The sequence below is a fragment of the Actinoplanes octamycinicus genome, assembly GCF_014205225.1.
GTDB lineage: Bacteria > Actinomycetota > Actinomycetes > Mycobacteriales > Micromonosporaceae > Actinoplanes > Actinoplanes octamycinicus.
Map to the genome: position 1 here is coordinate 9,119,820 of NZ_JACHNB010000001.1, position 16,985 is coordinate 9,136,804.

The window sequence follows — 16,985 nt, forward strand, 5'->3', positions numbered from 1 at the left end:
ATGCCGCCCGGTGACAGTCTCCGGTCGCTGCTGCGGACCGTCCCGGTGGCCGTGCGCCGCGACTATGCCGCGAGCCTGCTGGTCCAGTGGTTCGTGCTGGGCACCGGGCTGGTGATGTTCCACCTGGTGGCGCGGCGCGGCAGCACCGGCGGGTTCGCCTATTACCAGATCGCCCGGGGCACGGTCAGCACGCTGCAGCCGGTCCTGATGCTCGGCCTCGGGCTGGGCCTGCAGCGTTACCTGCCGCACACCGAGCACACCACCCGCCGCCTCGCCCGGCGCGCGCTCTACCTCGAGATCGTCCTGGTCACCGCGGTCGGCCTGGCCGCGGTGGGCGCCGGGACCTGGCTCGCCGACGTGCTCGGCCTGCCGGGCGGGCGGTCCGCGGTGGCCGCCATCACGATCATGGTGGGCGGCACCTGCCTGTGCACCGTGGCGCTCGCCGCGCTGCGCGGCAACCACCAGGTGGTCGACGCCTATCTGACCTTCGGGCTGGGGCTCGGGCTGGTGCCGCTGATCGCCTTCGTCGCCGCCGACCGGATCGAGGACTTCCTGATCATCCAGGGCGTCGGCGCCGCCGCGATCGGCGTGTGGGGCACGCTGGTGGTCCGCCGGCCGGGCGTGCCGCAGGGCGACGGCTTCCTGGAACCCACGATCAAGACCCTGGTCGCGTACGGCATCCGTCGCATGCCCGGCGAGTTGGCCCTGCCGACCCTCTACACCTTCCCCACCTTCGCCATGGCGGTGACCATGCCAGGCAGCCCGCAAGCGGGGTACGTCGGCTTCACCACCTCCGCGGTCACCCTGATCTGCTCGCTGTTCGCCATGCTCACCCCGGTGCTGCTGCCCCGGCTCAGCCGGCTGTTCCACCGGGCCGGCGCGGACGCGGCGGTGCGCCGGCTGCTCACCGCGCTGCCGCTGGCCGCCGGGGTGCTGGCCGCCGTACCGACGCTGGTGATCGTGCTGTGCGCGCCGGTGCTGGTGCACGCGTTCCTCGGCGACGAGTTCGCCGGGGCGGTGCCGGTGCTGCGGCTCGGGGTGCTCGCCGCGATCCCCATGGCCATGTTCTACGCGGCCCGGCCGACCATGGAGACCCTGCTCGAGGCGACCTTCCTGAGCCGGCTGCTGCTCGCCTGCCTGCTGCTGGAGGTGGTGGCGACCTGGATCGCCACGGTGTTCGTGGCGCCGCCGCACGCCGCGGTGCTCGGCCTGATCGCCGCGGCCACCGCGCTCGGCTGCGACGCGGTCGGGCTGACCAACCGCGCCCTGCGCCAGCAGCGCCGATGAGCGCCGTCCCCGGCCGTCCCGGGCTGGTCGTCGTGGTCGCCTTCATCGTGACGCTGGCCGGCCGGTTCACCCTGACCCGGGCCGGCCTGGACCTGCCGGTGGTCAACGACGTCCGGGTCCCGCTCTTCTTCGTCCTGCTGCTGAGCCTGATCCTGGAGGCGCACCGGATCGGCCCCTACCCGGTCTCCGGTGGCACCGCCCTGCTCGGCGTCCTGATCCTGCTGCTCTACCAGGGCCTGTCCGCGCTGTGGACGCCGCCGGGCACCAACACCGGCCCGGCGATCGGCGACCTGTGCGCCGTCGCCGGCCTGCTGATCGTCTACTTCACCCTGGCCAACTGGGACCGGGACCGGGTCACCGCGACCACGCTGGTGCTGTTCCACGTGGCCGCCTGGGTCTACTTCCTGGCCGCCGCCTCCGGCCGGGGCCACGCCTCGGGCGGCCGGTGGGCGGCGCTCGGCGGCGGCCCGAACGTCTTCGTCCGGCTGATGATCCTCGGCGTGATCACCTCGATCTACCTCTACCTGCGCAGCGGCGAACGGCTGATCTGGCTGATCCCGATCCCGGCGTTCCTGTTCGGCGCGGTCGCCTCCGGTTCCCGCGGCGGCATCGTGGCGCTCGCCATGACGGCGGTGATCGCGCTGCTCGCCATCCGGCCCAAGCTCGACTTCGACCGGCTGGCCAAGCCGCTCGGCCTGCTGCTGGTGGTCGGCGCGGTGCTGGTGCTGGTCGCCGGCCCGTCGATCGCCGGGTTCGTCCAGTCCCGGTTCGTCGAGGCGACCATCGGGCAGGGCTACGCGTCGCAGCGTGACGTGCTGTTCCGGATGGCGTTGCGGATCTTCCTGCAGCGACCGATCCTGGGCACCGGGGTGGGCGGCTTCTCCGCGGTCACCGACCTCGGCCCCGGCGAGAAGTACGTGCACAACCTGCCGCTGTCGATCGCGGCCGAGGGCGGCTTCGCCGGGTTGACCCTGCTCGTGGTGGCCTGGCTGGGCCTCTGGCAGGCGTACTCCAGCGTGCCGAAGGCGGAACGCAGCCTGGAGTCCCGGACCGCCGTCTACTGCGGCATCTTCATCGGCTGCACCAGCCTGTTCTCCGGCGACTACTACGACGCGCGGCTGATGTGGATCCTGCTGTTAATCGCCGCGGTCCGGCCGGCGCGGGTCGCGGCCCCGCTCCTCCGGTGAGCCACCGGCCGCCTCGGTCAGCACCCGCTCGAAGTCCCGGAACACCAGATCCCGGTCGAAGCGCTCGCGGGCCAGGTCGCGCGCCGCGGCCCGGGCGGCCGCCCGGGCCGCCGGATCCCGCAGGAAGGCCGCGGTCACCGCGGCCGCCGCCACCGGATCGCCCGGCGGCAGCACCAGGCCGGCGCCGCTCGTGGTGATCAGCTCGGCCAGCCAGCCGCCGTGGTTCACCGCGACCGGCCGCCCGGCGGCGAAGCCGTCGAAGACCTTGTTCGCCGAGTTGCTGGCCAGCTCCGGCACGTCGACGGTCACCGAGACGGTCAGGTCGCAGGCGCCGAAGAACGCCACCACCTCGGTCTTGGCGACCGGCCCGAGCAGGAACAGGTTCCGGTCCAGCACGCCCAGCTCGGCGGCCAGCCCGCGGACCTGATCCCGCATCCGGCCCTCGCCGATGATCACCAGCCGTACCTCGGGGTCCGTCTCGGCCAGCCGGGCGGCCATCCGGACCAGATAGTCCACGCCGTTCACCAGCCCGAGCGTCCCGGCGTAGAGGACCAGCGGCCGGTCACCCAGCCACGGCCTGTCCCGGCGCAGCGCCACGCCGGCCCGGTCAGCGTCGGCGAACAGCTCCCGGTCGCAGCTGTTCGGCACCACGGTGACCGGGACGCCCGGGTTCCGGCGCCGGATGCTGTCGGCCATCCCCGGGGAGAGCGCGATGACCCGCGCCGCCCGGTGGTACGCCCACGCCTCCAGCCGCCGGGCCGCCCAGCGGCTGACCGGGGAACGCAGCGCGCCCAGCGCGATCGGCAGCTCCGGCCAGACGTCGCGGACCTCCAGCACCATCGGCACCCGGCGGCGCAGCGCCGCGTAGACGCCGGGGATCGCCACCGTCAGCGGGGTGCTGGTGACGAAGACCAGGTCGTGCCGCAGCCGCCCGGCCACCACCGCCGACCGGCCGACGAAGCCGAGGAACGCCCAGATCCGCCGCCGGTAGCTCATCGCGTTGCGGTAGGGCACCGGCAGCCAGTGCACCACGATGCCGGCCTCGGTGCTGATCCCGGCCCGGACCCCGTCCGGCGCACCGGTGATCATGTGCACCTCGTGGCCGCGCGCGACCAGCCGCCGGGCCAGCTCGTACGACCGGGTCCCGCCGGCCATGCCGGGCGTCTTGAAGTATTGGTGGATGTAGGTGATCCGCACTCAGTCGCCCTTCGCCCGCGGGGAGCCGGTGAACTGCGGCATCGTCGAGTCGCCCGGGGCCGTGATCCCGTGCCGGCGCAGCAGGATCAGCACGGTCCGCACGAAGATCCGGAGGTGCAGGCCGAGCGAGCGGTGGTCGACGTACCAGACGTCGAGCGCCAGCCGCTCCTCCCAGTCCACCGCGTTGCGCCCGCTCACCTGCGCGAGCCCGGTCACCCCGGGCCGGACCAGATGGCGGCGGGCCTGCTCCGGCGTGTAGAGGTCGAGGTAGTGCATCAGCAGCGGCCGCGGCCCGACCAGGCTCATCTCACCGCGCAGCACGTTCCACATGGTCGGCAGCTCGTCCAGGCTGGTCGCCCGGAGCAGCCGGCCGAGCCGGGTCAGCCGGTCGGCGTCGGAGACCAGGCCGCGCCGCTCGTCCACGTCCCGCATGGTGCGGAACTTGACCAGGGTGAACGGCCGCCCGTGCCGCCCCGGCCGCGCCTGGCGGAACAGCACCGGCCGGCCCAGCCCGGCCGCGACCAGCACCGCCACCACCGCCATCACCGGGGCCGCGACGACCAGGACGACGACGGCGACGACGATGTCGAGCGCGCGCTGCACGACGTCGGTGACCCGGGTGGACAGGCTCACCGGCGGCCGTCCAGGAACTCGGCGACGCCGTCCAGCACCCAGCGCACCTGCTCCCCGGTCAGCGCCGAGCCGCTGGGCAGCGCCAGGCCGTGGCGGAACAGGTGCTCGGCGGCGCCGCTCAGGACCGCCCGGGCGCCGGCGAAGAGCGGCTGCAGATGCATCGGCTTGAAGATCGGCCGGGTCTCCACCCGCCGCGCCGCCAGGTGCGCGGCCAGCTCGGCGACCGGCCAGCCGGTCCGCTCCGGATCGACGACGGCGCAGCTCAGCCAGCAGTTCGCCGCCGGGTCCGCGTCGCCCAGCAGGCGCACCCCATCAACACCGGAGAAGATTTTCGCGTACGCGTCGTGCACCGCGCGACGGCGTTCGATCATCTCGTCCAGGCGGCGCAGCTGCGCCCGGCCCAGCGCGGCCAGCAGGTTGCTCAGCCGGTAGTTGTAGCCCACCTCGGCGTGCTCGTAGTGCTCGGCGGGCAACCGCGCCTGCCCGGCCAGGTGCCGCGCCCGACCGGCCAGCCCGGCGTCCGCGGTGAGCAGCATGCCGCCGCCGGAGGTGGTGATGATCTTGTTGCCGTTGAAGGAGAGCGCCGCGGCCCGGCCGAACGACCCGGCCGCCCGGCCCCGGCAGGTCGCGCCGAGCGCCTCGGCGGCGTCCTCGACCAGCGGGACGCCGTAGCGCTCACAGATCGGGAGGAGGCGCTCGTAGTCGGCGCAGCAGCCGTAGAGGTCGACGGTGAGCACCGCGCGGACCGGGGTGCCGGCCGCGGTCAGCTCGGCGAGCAGCTCGGCCAGCAGGTCCGGGTCGAGATTGCCGGTGACCGGGTCACAGTCGGCGAAGACCGGCGTGGCGCCGGTGTAGACCACCGCGTTCGCCGTGGCCACGAAGGTCAGGGTGGGCACCACGACGACGTCGCCCGGGCCGGCGCCGAGTCCCAGCAGGGCCAGGTGCAGTGCGGCGGTGCCCGAACTCAGGCCGACCGCGTGCGGCACGCCGACCCGCTCGGCGATCTCCCGCTCGAACGCGTCCAGGTCCGGGCCGACCGGCGCGACCCAGCCGGACCGCAGGGCGGCCAGGACGAACTCCTGCTCCAGGTCGCCGACGTCGGGACCGGACAGCAGAACGGTCTGACTCTTCCCGCTCATCCCCCACCATCCATGGCCGGACCGGGGGATCTTTCATGCTAACCGGACCGGGTTGCCGGCGACGGAACTCCGCCGCCGGCAACCCGGGACGGATCAGGCGGTGTAGCGGGTGCCGCGGCGCTTCGCCGCCAGCAACGCGATCACACCGGCCGCGAGCAGCACCAGGCCCGCACCGGCCACCCAGGCCACGTTCGCCCCGGTGATCGGCAGGCTCGGTTCGTCGCTGTCGCCGCCGCCGGTGCCACCGGCGGCCTCGTCGCCGTCCCCGGCGGCGTCGCCGTTGTCACCGGCGGTGGCCGGGTTCAGCAGCAGCTTGCCGGTGTTGTTCGCGGCGTTCGCCTCCGGGGCGAAGGTGGTCGTGGTGCCGACCACCTCGATCCGGGCGGTGATCGCGCCGGTGCTCGGCGCCGCGTTGGTGATCTTCAGGGACAGCTCCCAGGTCGCCGACGCGCCGACGGCCAGCTCGCCGGTCAGGCACCGGAACGTCCCGGCCTTGCCCTCCACCGGCCCGCAGTTCCGGTCGGCGGTGACCAGCGTGGTCCCGGCCGGGATGGTCACCAGCACGCTCGGGAAGTGGTTCCAGGCGTCGATCCGGGCCGGTCCGAGGTTCTTCACGCCGAACTTCGCCTTGACCGTGTCACCCACCTTGCCCCGCACGGTGCCGCCGACCACGGTGAGGTCGGGCAGGTTCTTGCCGGTCACCGCGGTCACCACGTGGCTGAAGTTGTCGATCGCCGTGACGTCGGTCTGCGGGCCGGACCGCACCGCCGCCTTCTCCACCAGGCGCAGCTCCGGGCCGGTGCCCGGCTTGGCGCCGTGGTCCCGGATCGAGGCGACCCAGTCCTTCGCGTCGTCCGGGGTCTCCCACTCCGCGTAGGTGTCGAACTCGGACGGCGCGGGGGCGTCCTTGCTGATCGCGATGTCGATCGGCGCGGACAGGCCGTACTGCCGGCCGGGCGCCAGGTCCTGGTCGAACGTGCAGTAGAACTGCACGTCGGTGTAGAAGCAGTTCTTGTACCGCGCCACGTAGGCGGCGCTGCTCGAACCGGTGCTCGACGACAGCACCGCGCCGTGCACCGTGGCGCCGCCCGCGTTGCGGACCGTCGGCGACAGGCCCACGGTGGCGCCGGGCTTGCCGGACAGCTTGATCTCCGGGCCGGCGATCAGGTTGACCGCCTCGGCCACGGTCACCGCGCCGGTCGCCTCGCTCACCGGCAGGTCGTCGGCCTGGGCGGTGACCCGGTAGGTGCCCTTCGCGCCGGCCGCGACGCCCTTGTCCGCCTTGAACGAGGCGTGCAGCGGGTACGCGTCGATGATCGAGACGTCGAGCGTCTCGTAGCTGCAGGTGGTCACGGTGCCCGCGGTGGCGCAGTCGCCGCCGGTGGCCGGCCACAGGTCCGCCACCGTCGCCACGCCGGCCAGGCCGGCCGCGTCCAGGGTGACCTTCACGTTGTGCAGCAGCACGCCCTCGTCACCCGGGTTGGCCAGGGTGACCGTGACGCTGGCCGCGGCGTTGCCGACCGGGATCAGCACATCTTCCGCCTCGACCCGGATCGGCCCGGCCTCGGCCGCGTGGGCCGTGCCCGGCGCCGCGAGCGCGAGGGCGGCGAGCGCGCCGGCCAGAGCCAGTCCACGCTTCGTTCTCATCGCATTCCTCCCCGTTGATGATCGCGAGGGATGTTAGCGAGTCGATGTCTTCCGCGTCGCCCCGGACGGCGGCCTGCACCAAACCTCCGCCATTTGTTCACCGTTCCCGCAGTCGCGCCCCGCCCCGGCCATGCCGGTCCACGGTCGCTCAGCCCGGCCCGCAGTCACTCATCCCGGCCTCTCCCACCACTCGGCCCGGCGCTGGCCGTGCACGCCCCGGCCCGCTCCCCGGCCGGGTCGGAGGTCAGCTGGTCACCCAGGACGGGACATAGCCGGTCATCACCGCGACCGCCGCGGCGACCAGCGCCACCCCGAGGCCGACCAGCATGCCGATGCCGATCGGCTTGAACCGCGGGTTGTTCACCGCGATCGCCCCGACCGAGGCGGTGATCGGCGCGATGCAGCAGCCACCGGTGCCGTAGAAATAGATCCACTGGTTCGGGTCGTCGGTCTCGGTCCACAACCAGTTCGCGGCGAACAGGCCGAGGCCGACGTGCAGCGCGAGCACTAGAAGGGCGACCAGCACCGCCATTGATCCCTTAGCCACACGGGAACGTTAGCCGCACCGGTCCCACCAGACACGCGCGTAGCGCTATCAGTTTCCCGCCAAACTCGTGGCCAATCCCACATGCCGGTCATTCGTAGCGTCCAGCGACCAAACCGTCACCCACCGCTCCCGCCCGCCGAACCACCGCGAGGCGCGCTTCAGTCCGGGCCGAAGCGCGACCCACGGCCGTTCAGCTGGCTCCCACGGGTCCCTCCCCACCCCCGAAACACCCCTCACCACCAGCCGAACCACCGCGAGGCGCCCAGCGGTCCGGACCCAAGCGCGCCCCACGGCCGTTCAGCTGGCTCCCACGGGTCCCTCACCACCCCCGAGACACCCCTCACCACCAGCCGGACCACCGCGACGCGCGCAACGGTCCGGACCCAAGCGCGCCCCGCGGCCCTTCGGCTGGCTCCCACGGGTCCCTCCCCACCCCCGAGACACCCATCACCACCAGCCGGACCACCGCGACGCGCGCAACGATCCGGACAGAAGCGCGCCCCGCGGCCGTTCGGCTGGCTCCCACGGGTGCCTCACCACCCGCGAGACACCCGTCACCACCAGCCGGACCACCCGGGTCAGGGGGGCGAGGGCTGGGCGGCGGGGGGTGGGGCATGGAGCGGGGGCTCCGGGCGTACCGGAAAGGGTCAGGGATGGACAGCGGCCTCGCGCCGATCGGCGGGGTTGCGGCCGGCGAGCGACGCCGCGGACATCGCGCCCACCGCGAGCAGCCCGGCCAGCGGAGCGAAGGCGAAGCCGGCGCGGACGCCTTCGCCGACCAACGGCCCGGTGATCGCCGCACCCGCCGCGCTGCCCACGGTGAACGCCGTGATGATCCACGCGAACGCCTCCACCGCGGTGCCCGCCGGCGTCAACCGGTCGGCGGTGAGGAAGACCGCGGTCAGCACCGGCGGCAGCGACAACCCGGCGACGGCGAGCAGCAACGCCATCGGCCACGGCCCGGGCATCGCCAGCAACGGGACGAAACCGAGCGCAAGCCCCGCGGTGACCAGCGGAAGACGACCCGGACCGCCGGGCCGCGCCCGCATGTAGAGCAGTCCGCCGACCAGCGCGCCGGTCGCCTGGGCGGCCAGCAGCCAGCCGCTGAGGGAACGGTTCCCGGCCGCCTCGGCATACCCGGTGACGGCGACCGGCAGACTTCCGATGGCGGCGCCGGCGCAGGTCACGCCGAGCAGGATGACGACGAACCGGGCCACCCGCAGCGGACCGGCCCAGTGCCGGGCCGCGGCCACCCCGCGCCAGGTGCGGACCAGCGGGGTGCGGGCGAAGATCGCCACGCCGGCCAGCTGCAGCACCGCGGCGACGAGCAGACCGGCCGGCGGCCCGGCGACACCGACCGCGGCGAGAGTGACCAGCGGACCGGTCACGTAGATCACCTCTTGCACCGCGATGTCCAGCGAATAGGCCGCGGCGACCGCGTCCGCCTCGACCAGATCCGGCCAGAGCGCGCGCAGGCAGGCCTCCAGCGGCGGGGTGCCGAGCCCGGCCAGCACCGCACCGGTCAGCGTCGCCGGCAGGGCATGACCACCGGCCGCGACCAGGACGAACCCGAGGCCGGACAGCACCGCGGAACCCCACAGCACGGGCGGCTGGCGCCAGCGGTCGACGATCCGGGCGAGCACCGGCGCGCTGACCGCCATGCCCGCGGTGTAGGCGCCGACGACCAGGCCGGCCACGGCGAGGCTGTGCGCCTCGCGGGCGAAGAGCAGGAGGGCGAGGGGCGCGGACGCCATCGGCAGGCGTCCGGTCTGGCTCGCGATCAAAAGCCGTTTGACGTACGGGGTACCGAGCAGTTTCGTGAGGGCGGACATGCGTCGCTCTTTCGTTCCGAGGTGGGGGCGCTCTTGTTCCGGGTGCGTGGACCCGGCCCGCAGGCGCGGACGGGTCGTGCGGTGCGGTGGAAGAGCGAACCTCAGGGCGCGAAATCAGCCCGATCGTGATCGAGCCCGTAGAGCGGCAGATCCGGAGTGACCCAGCCGGCATAGGCGGCGGCGATGGCGTCGATCGGGGTCACACCGCGCACCCTACCGAATCCGGCCGCCCCCGTCCCAGCCGCCGCCGCGGCCCTCCCAGCGACCCGGCCCCGTCCCGGCCGCCGTCACCCGCGGCCCGCCTCCGTTTGGCGTCGTCACTCTCCTCAGCGACCCGACCCTGTCCTGGCCGCCGCCGCCACCGTCGCAGCGGCCCGCCTCCGTTTCGCCCGCCGTCACCCTCCCGGCGGCGCGGCCCTGTCCTGGCCGCTGCCACCCTCGCGGCGGCCCGCCTCCGTTTTGGCCGCCGTCACCCTCTCGGCGGCTCGGCCCTGTCCTGGCCGCCGGCGCCTCCGGACCAGCGCTCCCGGCCCGCGGACTTCGCACACCCACCCACCAGGACGCGCGGCCAGCCCACAGCGCCCCCGGGCGGCCCTCGGCGCCTGGAAGCAGTGGGGCGGCGCACTGGCCGTCAGAGGCGGCGGATGACCGACACCACCTTGCCCAGGATCACCGCGTCGTCGCCGGGAATCACCGCATAGCTCGCATTCTGCGGCACCAGCTCGACGTGCCCGTCCCGGCGCTGGAAGGTCTTGACCGTCGCCTCGCCGTCGATCATGGCGGCGACGATCTCGCCGTTCTCCGCGACCGGCTGCTGCCGGACCACGACCACGTCCCCGTCGCAGATGGCCGCGTCGATCATCGAGTCACCTTTGACGTTCAGCGCGAACAGCGTCCCGTGCCCGACCATCCCGGCCGAGACCACCAGCTGATCCGTCACATGCTCCTCGGCCAGGATCGGCGCGCCGGCCGCGATGTCACCGAGCACCGGAACCGCCCGCACCTGATCAGCCCGGATCAGCTCCCGAACCTCAGCCAGGCCGCCCGCACCCGCCACCGAAGAAGCCGCGTTCTCGGCCGCGCCCGCCACCGAAGAAGCCGCGCCGCCGACTGCACCCCCCGCCGAAGAAGCCGTGCCGCCGGTCACACCCGAGGGGATCGCGTGGGGCTCCCGCACGTCCACCGCGCGCGAGCCATGCGGCTGCCGGCGCAGCAGCCCGTGCCGCTCCAGCACCTTGAGGTGGTGCGCCACCGACGACGGCGACACCAGCCCGACCGCCGCCCCGATCTCCCGCACGGTCGGCGGGAATCCCCGCTCCCGCACCGAGTCGCGGATGACCGCGAGAATGCGCTCCTGCTTGGCGGTTATTCGCGGTCGCGGCTCGTCACCGGCATCGACGCTCATGTCCGGCACCTTACCGCATGATTAGATCAAATGTACGAACCGTGACCGGAACAGCACGTTCGGACGACCATCCCGCAACCCCGCCGCCAGTCACCGCGGAGCCCACCCGCACCGCGACCTCTCGCCGCTCGGCCAACCAGCGGCACCGGCACGTCATGTCCCCAGCCTGGACGGATCCACCTCCACTTCGACCCGCACCACGTCGCCGTGGTCCTTCCCGGCCCGGATCCGCTTCGGCACCGCGAGCAGCCAGCCCGCCTCCTTGTCGCGCCACACGCTGGTCGCCCACCTCGTCCCGTCCACGGTCGCCGTCACCGGCACCCGCCCGAACGCCCCGGCCCGCTCCGGGGCGTGCTCCGCCGGCACCGGCGCGAAAACCCACGCGCTCTCCCCCGGCCATCGCACCAAGTCCGCCTCGAACACCGCACCTCCCACCGCAGCACAGGCCGATGCCCGCCCGTCCCGGCGCGACCGAACACCCGGCCACCGCCACAACATGCCACGACCCACCGACAAAACTGGCGCTCAGCGGACGAAGAGCAGGAAGAGCCCCGCCCAGGTACATCCGATCATGAAGAGGACCAGCGGAAACTCCTCAGCAAGAGTGGCCAGCATCGGCCGCTCCGCCCGACCGGAGCCTTCAAGATCAGCCTTGGCGGCGCCCCGGCCGGAGTCCCGGAGATCAGCGTCCGCAGCGGCCAAGGCCTCGTCGTCGAGACCGACCCCGGCAGTCCCGCGCTCAGCCGCCCGCGCGACCCCTGCCACAGCCTGCTTCGCCGGGGCGCGCACCCCGGCCTCCAATGCGGCGTCGTGCGCCACGATCACCCCGGCCACGTGTCCCGCAAGGATCAGGCCCACCTGGACCCCGGCGATCACCGCCGGGATCGGCACGACGTCCCACCGCGCCTCGGACGCCAGCCCCCACTGCTGCACCAGCAGCAGCACCCCGCGCGGCCCTTCGACGATCAGCAGCGACAGGTAGTGCGCCAGCGTGTACCCCACCGCGATCGGAATCAGCGAGGCGGTCACGTCCAGCCCCCCTGCGGTCTTCCGCACGGCGACCAGCACCCCGAGGCAGATCAGCACCAGCGCACCCGTCGCCCACCAAGCCGGATGCCCCGCCCGTTGAACGAACCCCGCCCACCACGGCGACCCGAAGGCGCTGTCGACAACCGTGGAGCCCCACCAGACAGCCACCAAGGCTGCCAATCCGACTGCCGACACAGAGGAGGCGGTCGAGGACAACGGCACAGCGAGCCCTCTCAACAGCCCCCGCCACCGGACCGGGCTGAGCCGCCCCGCCAACTCGGAGTAGACCTCGAAGCAGTCCCCCCGAGCGAACCACTCCTCCCCCCGCAGAGCAGCCATCCCGAGCTGCACCACCCCGTAGCTGATCAGGCCCCACCCGATCAGCCGAGGATCCGCCCGCCCCGGCGCCACCAGCTCGAACCACACGAACAGAAGCAGCCACGCCGCCGCCGGCCACACCCCGGCCCCACCCCCGGGCCGCAACCCGGAGGCGGGCAGCCGCAGCACCCGGAACAACGTCCGCAGCGGGTTGACCGCCCGCCACACCGGCCCGAACACCGCGCTGACCGGCACCAGCCCGACCCACAGCCAGACGAACACCGCGTGCGCCGCCGGGTTCGTCTCGCCGGCCGGGCCGAGCAGCGCGTTCCCCACCAGGTAGACCGTCAGCGCCAGGACCAGCCAGCGCAGCACCGGCAGCCATCCCGCGGTCCGCGCCGTCCGCGGCACGCCACCGGCCAGCCGCGGCTTCCGCCACCAGAGCGCCGAGATCAGGAACGACACCACCACGGTCGCCGCCCCGGCCTGCAGCACCAAGTCGAGCGGGAGGGGCAGGTCCGACGAGCTCCCGACCCCGTGGGCCAGAGCTGTCACTTCACCTCGAGCTGCAGCAGCAGCGTCTCCGGGTGCGCCTCGACGTCGAACAGCCCGGCCCGCGAGGCCACGAACACGATGCAGGCCGGCTGCCCGGGCTGCACCGGGTATTCCAGGTCGTAGCCGTGCACGTGGATGTCCGAGGCGACGTCGGCGGAGACCCCGAGCCGCACCTGGCTGCCGAGCGGCACGCTGACCCGGTGCGGCGCCGGCGACGCCTTCCCGTCCTGCAGCGCCGCGGTCGCCACCACCTGGTCCGGCGTCGGCGTCCCGCACGCGGCCGGGGTGGCCGCCTGGGCGGCCGGGGCGCTGGTGCACCCGGGCAGCAGGGCCAGCGCGGCCATCAGGAACGGCACGGTCCGCAGCGCCCGCCGCCCACCGCCGGACGGCGCGCCGGAGGACGGCGCCGTGGCCGGCATCACCGGCCCGCCGAACGCCACCGGCTCCCGCCGGATCAGCGCGAGCACCCCGAGCTGCGCGAAGATCGCGATCGACGCCGAGGAGACCACCAGCACGAACGCCGCGAACAGCGAGGAGAAGGTGAGCAGGCTGGTGGCGGTCATCAGCACGGTGAGGCCGAAGAACGCCGGCACGGTCAGCACCACCGACGACACCAGCAGGAGCAGCCCGGTCCACGCTCTCATGCCCGCACCTCCGAAGCCGATGGCGAGGCCGCCCGCTGCGCGAGCCGGCGCAGCACCGACGCCCCGGCCACCGCGACCCCGGCGCCGACGCCGAGCGCCAGCACCACGAGCACCCGCTCGACCGCCGGCGGCCCGGCGAACGGCAGCACCGCCCGGTGGAACGAGGTCACGTCGGGCAGCACGAACACCGCGGTCAGCGCGGCGCCGGCGCAGACCGCGAGCAGCCCGGCGGGCCGGCCGCGGAGCGCCACGATCGCGCCGCCGAGCAGCAGCGGCCAGGCCAGCAGGTTGATCCCGGCGGCGCTGAGGAAGGTGCCGGCCGGCGGCGCCGACTCGACCGCCAGGGTGGAGCCGAGGACGTGGGTGACCGACGCCGCCATCGCGATCGCGCCGGCCGCGGCGAGCAGCAGGTCGGCGCGGTGCAGGCGGCGGGCGATCACGGGTACGGCCACGGCCGACACGATAGCCAGCGCCCACCAGGGCAGCGGGTTCGGCGGCTGCTCCCCGGTGAGCACGCCGGCGACCGTGACGGCGGTGCCACCGGCGTCCAGCGGGACCGTCCAGGTGGCCGTACGGAAAGCTGGAAGGTCTTTGCCCTCCGGCGCGAACCGCGAGTCTGCCCAGGTCAGCGAGTCGCCGGGGGCGACGGTCCGATTGATGCCGGAGACCGTGACCGGGCCGCCGGTGTGGTTGGTCAGGCGCAGCTTGGCGCCGTCCTCGATGGCGACCACGGTGAGGCCCGGGAGCTGCGGTGTGACGGTCACCACCTCGCTGCGCGCGTTGGTCGCCACCAGGCCGCCGGCGTGCGCCGACGCCGGCCCGGCCGTGCCGAGCACGACCCCGGCGACCAGGGCCAGCAACACCAGGAGGCGACGCACCGGGATCACTCCGGTTGCAGGCGCTGGATGCTGCGGACCACCAGCACGGTCCCGGCGCCGGTCAGCGCGGTGAGCGTCAGCAGGCCGCTGACGATGTGGATGTTCCACCCCACGGTGCCGGTCTCGATCTTGCCGACCAGCAGCACGGCGCCCCACACGATCGGCGGCGCGAGGAGGCCGAGGGTGATCCACCGCGCCGTCACCGGCAGGGTGACCAGCGTGTTCCCCACGCGGAGCAGCAGCTCGACGGCGGGCGCGGCGATCGCCACGGTCAGGTGCGGCCACCACGGACCCTGGGAGGCGAACATCAGGTGCATGAGCAGCGCGGGGATCGAGACCAGGGCGGTCGGCAGCCCGATCGGCAGCCGCCAGCGCCGGCCGATCATCAGGATCGGGACGAGCAGCAGGACCGTGCTGAACAGGTAGCCGTGCATCAGCTGGCCGTCGGTGGAGAAGACGTTGGGCTCGGCCCGGCCGGTGCCCAGGTGGTAGAAGCCGAGCGCGGTGGCGTGCAGCGAGTAGATGTGCAGCGGCAGCACCGCGAAGAGCGCGGAGATGGCGACCAGGAAGGCGCCGCCGACGCTGAGCACGCGGCCGGGGAGGGTGGCGGTCATCAGCGCCGGGCCCATCGCGACCAGCACCATACCCAGGATGATCAGCTCGTGGCTGGGGCTGACGAAGATCTCCAGGTTCTTCTCGATCCCGAAGATGTTGTGCCACAGCGTGTCCATCCCGCCGCCGACCAGCAGCGACGCCATGCCGGCCAGGGGGATGCGCAAAGCGTTCGGCAGGGCCAGCAGGCTCTGGTACGTCGGGATCGCCGGCAGCCGCGACTTCATGATCCAGAGCAGCGTGAACCCGGACGCGGCGATCCCCGAGTAGAGCACGCCGTGCCACGGGGTCCAGAACGTCTCCAGCTCCGGCGTGGTCGCGTGCGCGTAGGCGTCGAGCTGCAGCCCGATCACCAGCCAGGCGCTCGCGACCAGCAGCACCCATCGCTCCCGTGCGGTGAACGCCGGGCTGGTGCTCGCGTCGTCGACCACCTGTGGCCGCTCCACGGACGTTGTCACGTTTCCCCCTCCGATCGATCCGGGCGAAGGTAACCTACATCGCCCGTGTTACATCAATCGATCAGATACGACCCTGGAAAAACCCCGATTTCGGTACGCGACGAAGCCGCGTTCCCTCCTCGACCTCGGCTCCCGGCGTAACCCGGGCAGCGCCGGCCACTCCTCGATCCGGTGCGCCCACGTCTCGTCGCTGCAGAGCGCCCCGAACCGCTCCGGCGGCGGGCCGCGCATTCCCGGTACCGGTCTTCGTACCGGTTTCCGGCTTCCTTGCCTGAAGGGACCGCAATGACCTCGAGCGTCGTCGTGGTGGGTGGGGGCATCGGCGGCCTCGCCACCGCCCTGTCGCTGACCCGCGCCGGGCAGCGCGTCACCGTGCTGGAGCAGGCGTCGTCCTTCGGCGAGGTGGGCGCCGGCATGCAGATCGCCCCGAACTGCACCCGCATCCTGCACGAGTGGGGCCTGCTCGACGAGGTCACGTCGCTGGGCGTGCTGCCCGAACGCATCGTCATGAAGGACGCGGTCGACGGCCGGCTGCTGAGCGCACTGGACCTGCACGACGTGGAACGCCGTTACGGCTTCCCCTACCTGGTGATCCACCGCAGCGACCTGCACGGCGTGCTGCTGCGAGCCTGCCGGAGCGCCGGCGTCGACCTGGTCACCGACGTCACGGTGACCGGTTACACGTCCTCGCCGACCGGCGCGACCGCGATCCACGACGGCGGCACCGTCCCGGCCGACGTGGTGATCGCCGCGGACGGCCTTCACTCGGTGGCCCGCCGGGTCTTCAGCGACGACGAGCCGGTGAGTTCCGCCTACGTCGCCTATCGCGGGGCCGTTCCGATCGACAAGGTCGCCGAACTGGACGTCCACCTCAAGGACGTGGTCGTCTACGTCGGCCCGCGCTGCCACCTGGTCCAATACCCGCTGCGCGGCGGCGAGATGTTCAACCAGGTAGCCGTCTTCGAGTCCCCGAAAGCCAAGCTCGGCCTGGCCGACTGGGGCACCCCGGACGAGCTGGACGCCGCTTTCGCGGGCAGCTGCCCTCAGGTCCGGGCCGGCCTGCACCTGATGTGGCGCGACCGCTGGTGGCGCATGTTCGACCGCGAGCCCCTCGACACCTGGGTCACCGGCCGCCTGGCCCTGACCGGCGACGCCGCTCATCCACCCCTCCAATACTTGGCCCAGGGCGCAGTAATGGCCATCGAAGACGCGTGGGTCCTCGGCACTCACGCCGCCCCAAGCCCTCGGCCCGCCCCGGACGAACTCGGCCCGCGCCCCGCCTCACCCAAGCTCGAACCCCACGCCGTCCAGCCCGCCCCCGACTGGGACGCGGTTCTTGCCGCCTACAACGCCGTCCGCCCCGAGCACTGCCGCCGAGTCCTCACCACCGCCCGCTCGTGGGGCGAGTTCTGGCACCACGACGGCCCCGAACGCGCATGGCGCAACGAAGTCCTACGCAACCGCAACCTCTACGACTACTCCTATGTCGACTGGCTTTTCGGCCCCACAGCCCTGACCCCCGACCAGGAGCCGGAGATGTTCCCGAGCGGCACCTCGGTCTGATCGACCCGCTCGCCTGCCACAGCAGTCCAGAGCGCGACTCGGCTCCGCGGACCA

15 protein-coding genes are annotated in these 16,985 nt (G+C 73.2%); 3 read left to right on the forward strand and 12 right to left on the reverse strand.

What is annotated here, in order from left to right:
- Together BJY16_RS41230 and BJY16_RS41235 are read left to right on the forward strand one after the other, a co-directional pair.
- The gene (locus tag BJY16_RS41230; protein WP_185044971.1) at positions 1-1,287 is read left to right on the forward strand and encodes a lipopolysaccharide biosynthesis protein; all 1,287 of its coding nucleotides are present in this window, start codon (positions 1-3) and stop codon (positions 1,285-1,287) included.
- Positions 1,284-2,474 carry an O-antigen ligase family protein gene (locus BJY16_RS41235; protein ID WP_185044973.1) on the forward strand — a complete coding sequence of 397 codons (1,191 nt, stop codon included), beginning with the start codon at positions 1,284-1,286 and terminating at the stop codon, positions 2,472-2,474. Before BJY16_RS41230 ends, BJY16_RS41235 begins: the two co-directional genes overlap by 4 nt.
- Here the strand turns inward: BJY16_RS41235 and BJY16_RS41240 are convergent.
- From BJY16_RS41240 to BJY16_RS41295, 12 genes are all read right to left on the reverse strand, one after another.
- Positions 2,424-3,671, reverse strand: a complete 1,248-nt coding sequence (locus BJY16_RS41240; protein ID WP_185044975.1) for a glycosyltransferase family 4 protein — start codon at positions 3,669-3,671, stop codon at positions 2,424-2,426. The genes BJY16_RS41235 and BJY16_RS41240 overlap by 51 nt on opposite strands.
- The gene (locus BJY16_RS41245) at positions 3,672-4,304 is read right to left on the reverse strand and encodes a sugar transferase (protein WP_203758808.1); all 633 of its coding nucleotides are present in this window, start codon (positions 4,302-4,304) and stop codon (positions 3,672-3,674) included.
- The gene (locus BJY16_RS41250; protein ID WP_185044977.1) at positions 4,301-5,443 is read right to left on the reverse strand and encodes a DegT/DnrJ/EryC1/StrS family aminotransferase; all 1,143 of its coding nucleotides are present in this window, start codon (positions 5,441-5,443) and stop codon (positions 4,301-4,303) included. The genes BJY16_RS41245 and BJY16_RS41250 overlap by 4 nt, the downstream gene beginning before the upstream one ends.
- A 93-nt stretch (positions 5,444-5,536) precedes the next feature.
- Positions 5,537-7,090, reverse strand: coding sequence for a hypothetical protein (locus tag BJY16_RS41255; RefSeq protein ID WP_185044979.1), 1,554 nt, complete (start codon positions 7,088-7,090; stop codon positions 5,537-5,539).
- Between the two features lie 244 nt (positions 7,091-7,334).
- Positions 7,335-7,637 (reverse strand): hypothetical protein, encoded by a 303-nt coding sequence (locus BJY16_RS41260; RefSeq protein WP_185044981.1) that lies wholly within the window; start codon positions 7,635-7,637, stop codon positions 7,335-7,337.
- A gap of 647 nt (positions 7,638-8,284) precedes the next feature.
- Positions 8,285-9,469: an MFS transporter gene (locus tag BJY16_RS41265; protein ID WP_185044983.1), complete on the reverse strand. Its 1,185-nt coding sequence runs from the start codon at positions 9,467-9,469 to the stop codon at positions 8,285-8,287.
- Positions 9,470-10,100: 631 nt separating this feature from the next.
- Positions 10,101-10,874, reverse strand: a complete 774-nt coding sequence (lexA, locus tag BJY16_RS41270; RefSeq protein ID WP_185044985.1) for a transcriptional repressor LexA — start codon at positions 10,872-10,874, stop codon at positions 10,101-10,103.
- Positions 10,875-11,027: 153 nt separating this feature from the next.
- Positions 11,028-11,297 carry a DUF1905 domain-containing protein gene (locus BJY16_RS41275; RefSeq protein WP_185044987.1) on the reverse strand — a complete coding sequence of 90 codons (270 nt, stop codon included), beginning with the start codon at positions 11,295-11,297 and terminating at the stop codon, positions 11,028-11,030.
- A 102-nt stretch (positions 11,298-11,399) separates the two neighbouring features.
- Complete coding sequence (locus tag BJY16_RS41280) at positions 11,400-12,776, reverse strand: hypothetical protein (protein ID WP_185044988.1); 1,377 nt, start codon at positions 12,774-12,776, stop codon at positions 11,400-11,402.
- Positions 12,773-13,420, reverse strand: coding sequence for a hypothetical protein (locus BJY16_RS41285; RefSeq protein WP_185044990.1), 648 nt, complete (start codon positions 13,418-13,420; stop codon positions 12,773-12,775). Before BJY16_RS41285 ends, BJY16_RS41280 begins: the two co-directional genes overlap by 4 nt.
- On the reverse strand, positions 13,417-14,298 hold the full coding sequence (locus BJY16_RS41290; protein ID WP_239176627.1) for a hypothetical protein: 882 nt from the start codon (positions 14,296-14,298) through the stop codon (positions 13,417-13,419). Before BJY16_RS41290 ends, BJY16_RS41285 begins: the two co-directional genes overlap by 4 nt.
- A gap of 5 nt (positions 14,299-14,303) precedes the next feature.
- Positions 14,304-15,368, reverse strand: coding sequence for a hypothetical protein (locus BJY16_RS41295; RefSeq protein WP_185044994.1), 1,065 nt, complete (start codon positions 15,366-15,368; stop codon positions 14,304-14,306).
- Between the two features lie 285 nt (positions 15,369-15,653).
- Here BJY16_RS41295 and BJY16_RS41300 point away from each other — a divergent pair, with 285 nt between their 5' ends.
- The gene (locus BJY16_RS41300; protein WP_185044996.1) at positions 15,654-16,931 is read left to right on the forward strand and encodes an FAD-dependent oxidoreductase; all 1,278 of its coding nucleotides are present in this window, start codon (positions 15,654-15,656) and stop codon (positions 16,929-16,931) included.
- Positions 16,932-16,985 lie beyond the last annotated feature (54 nt).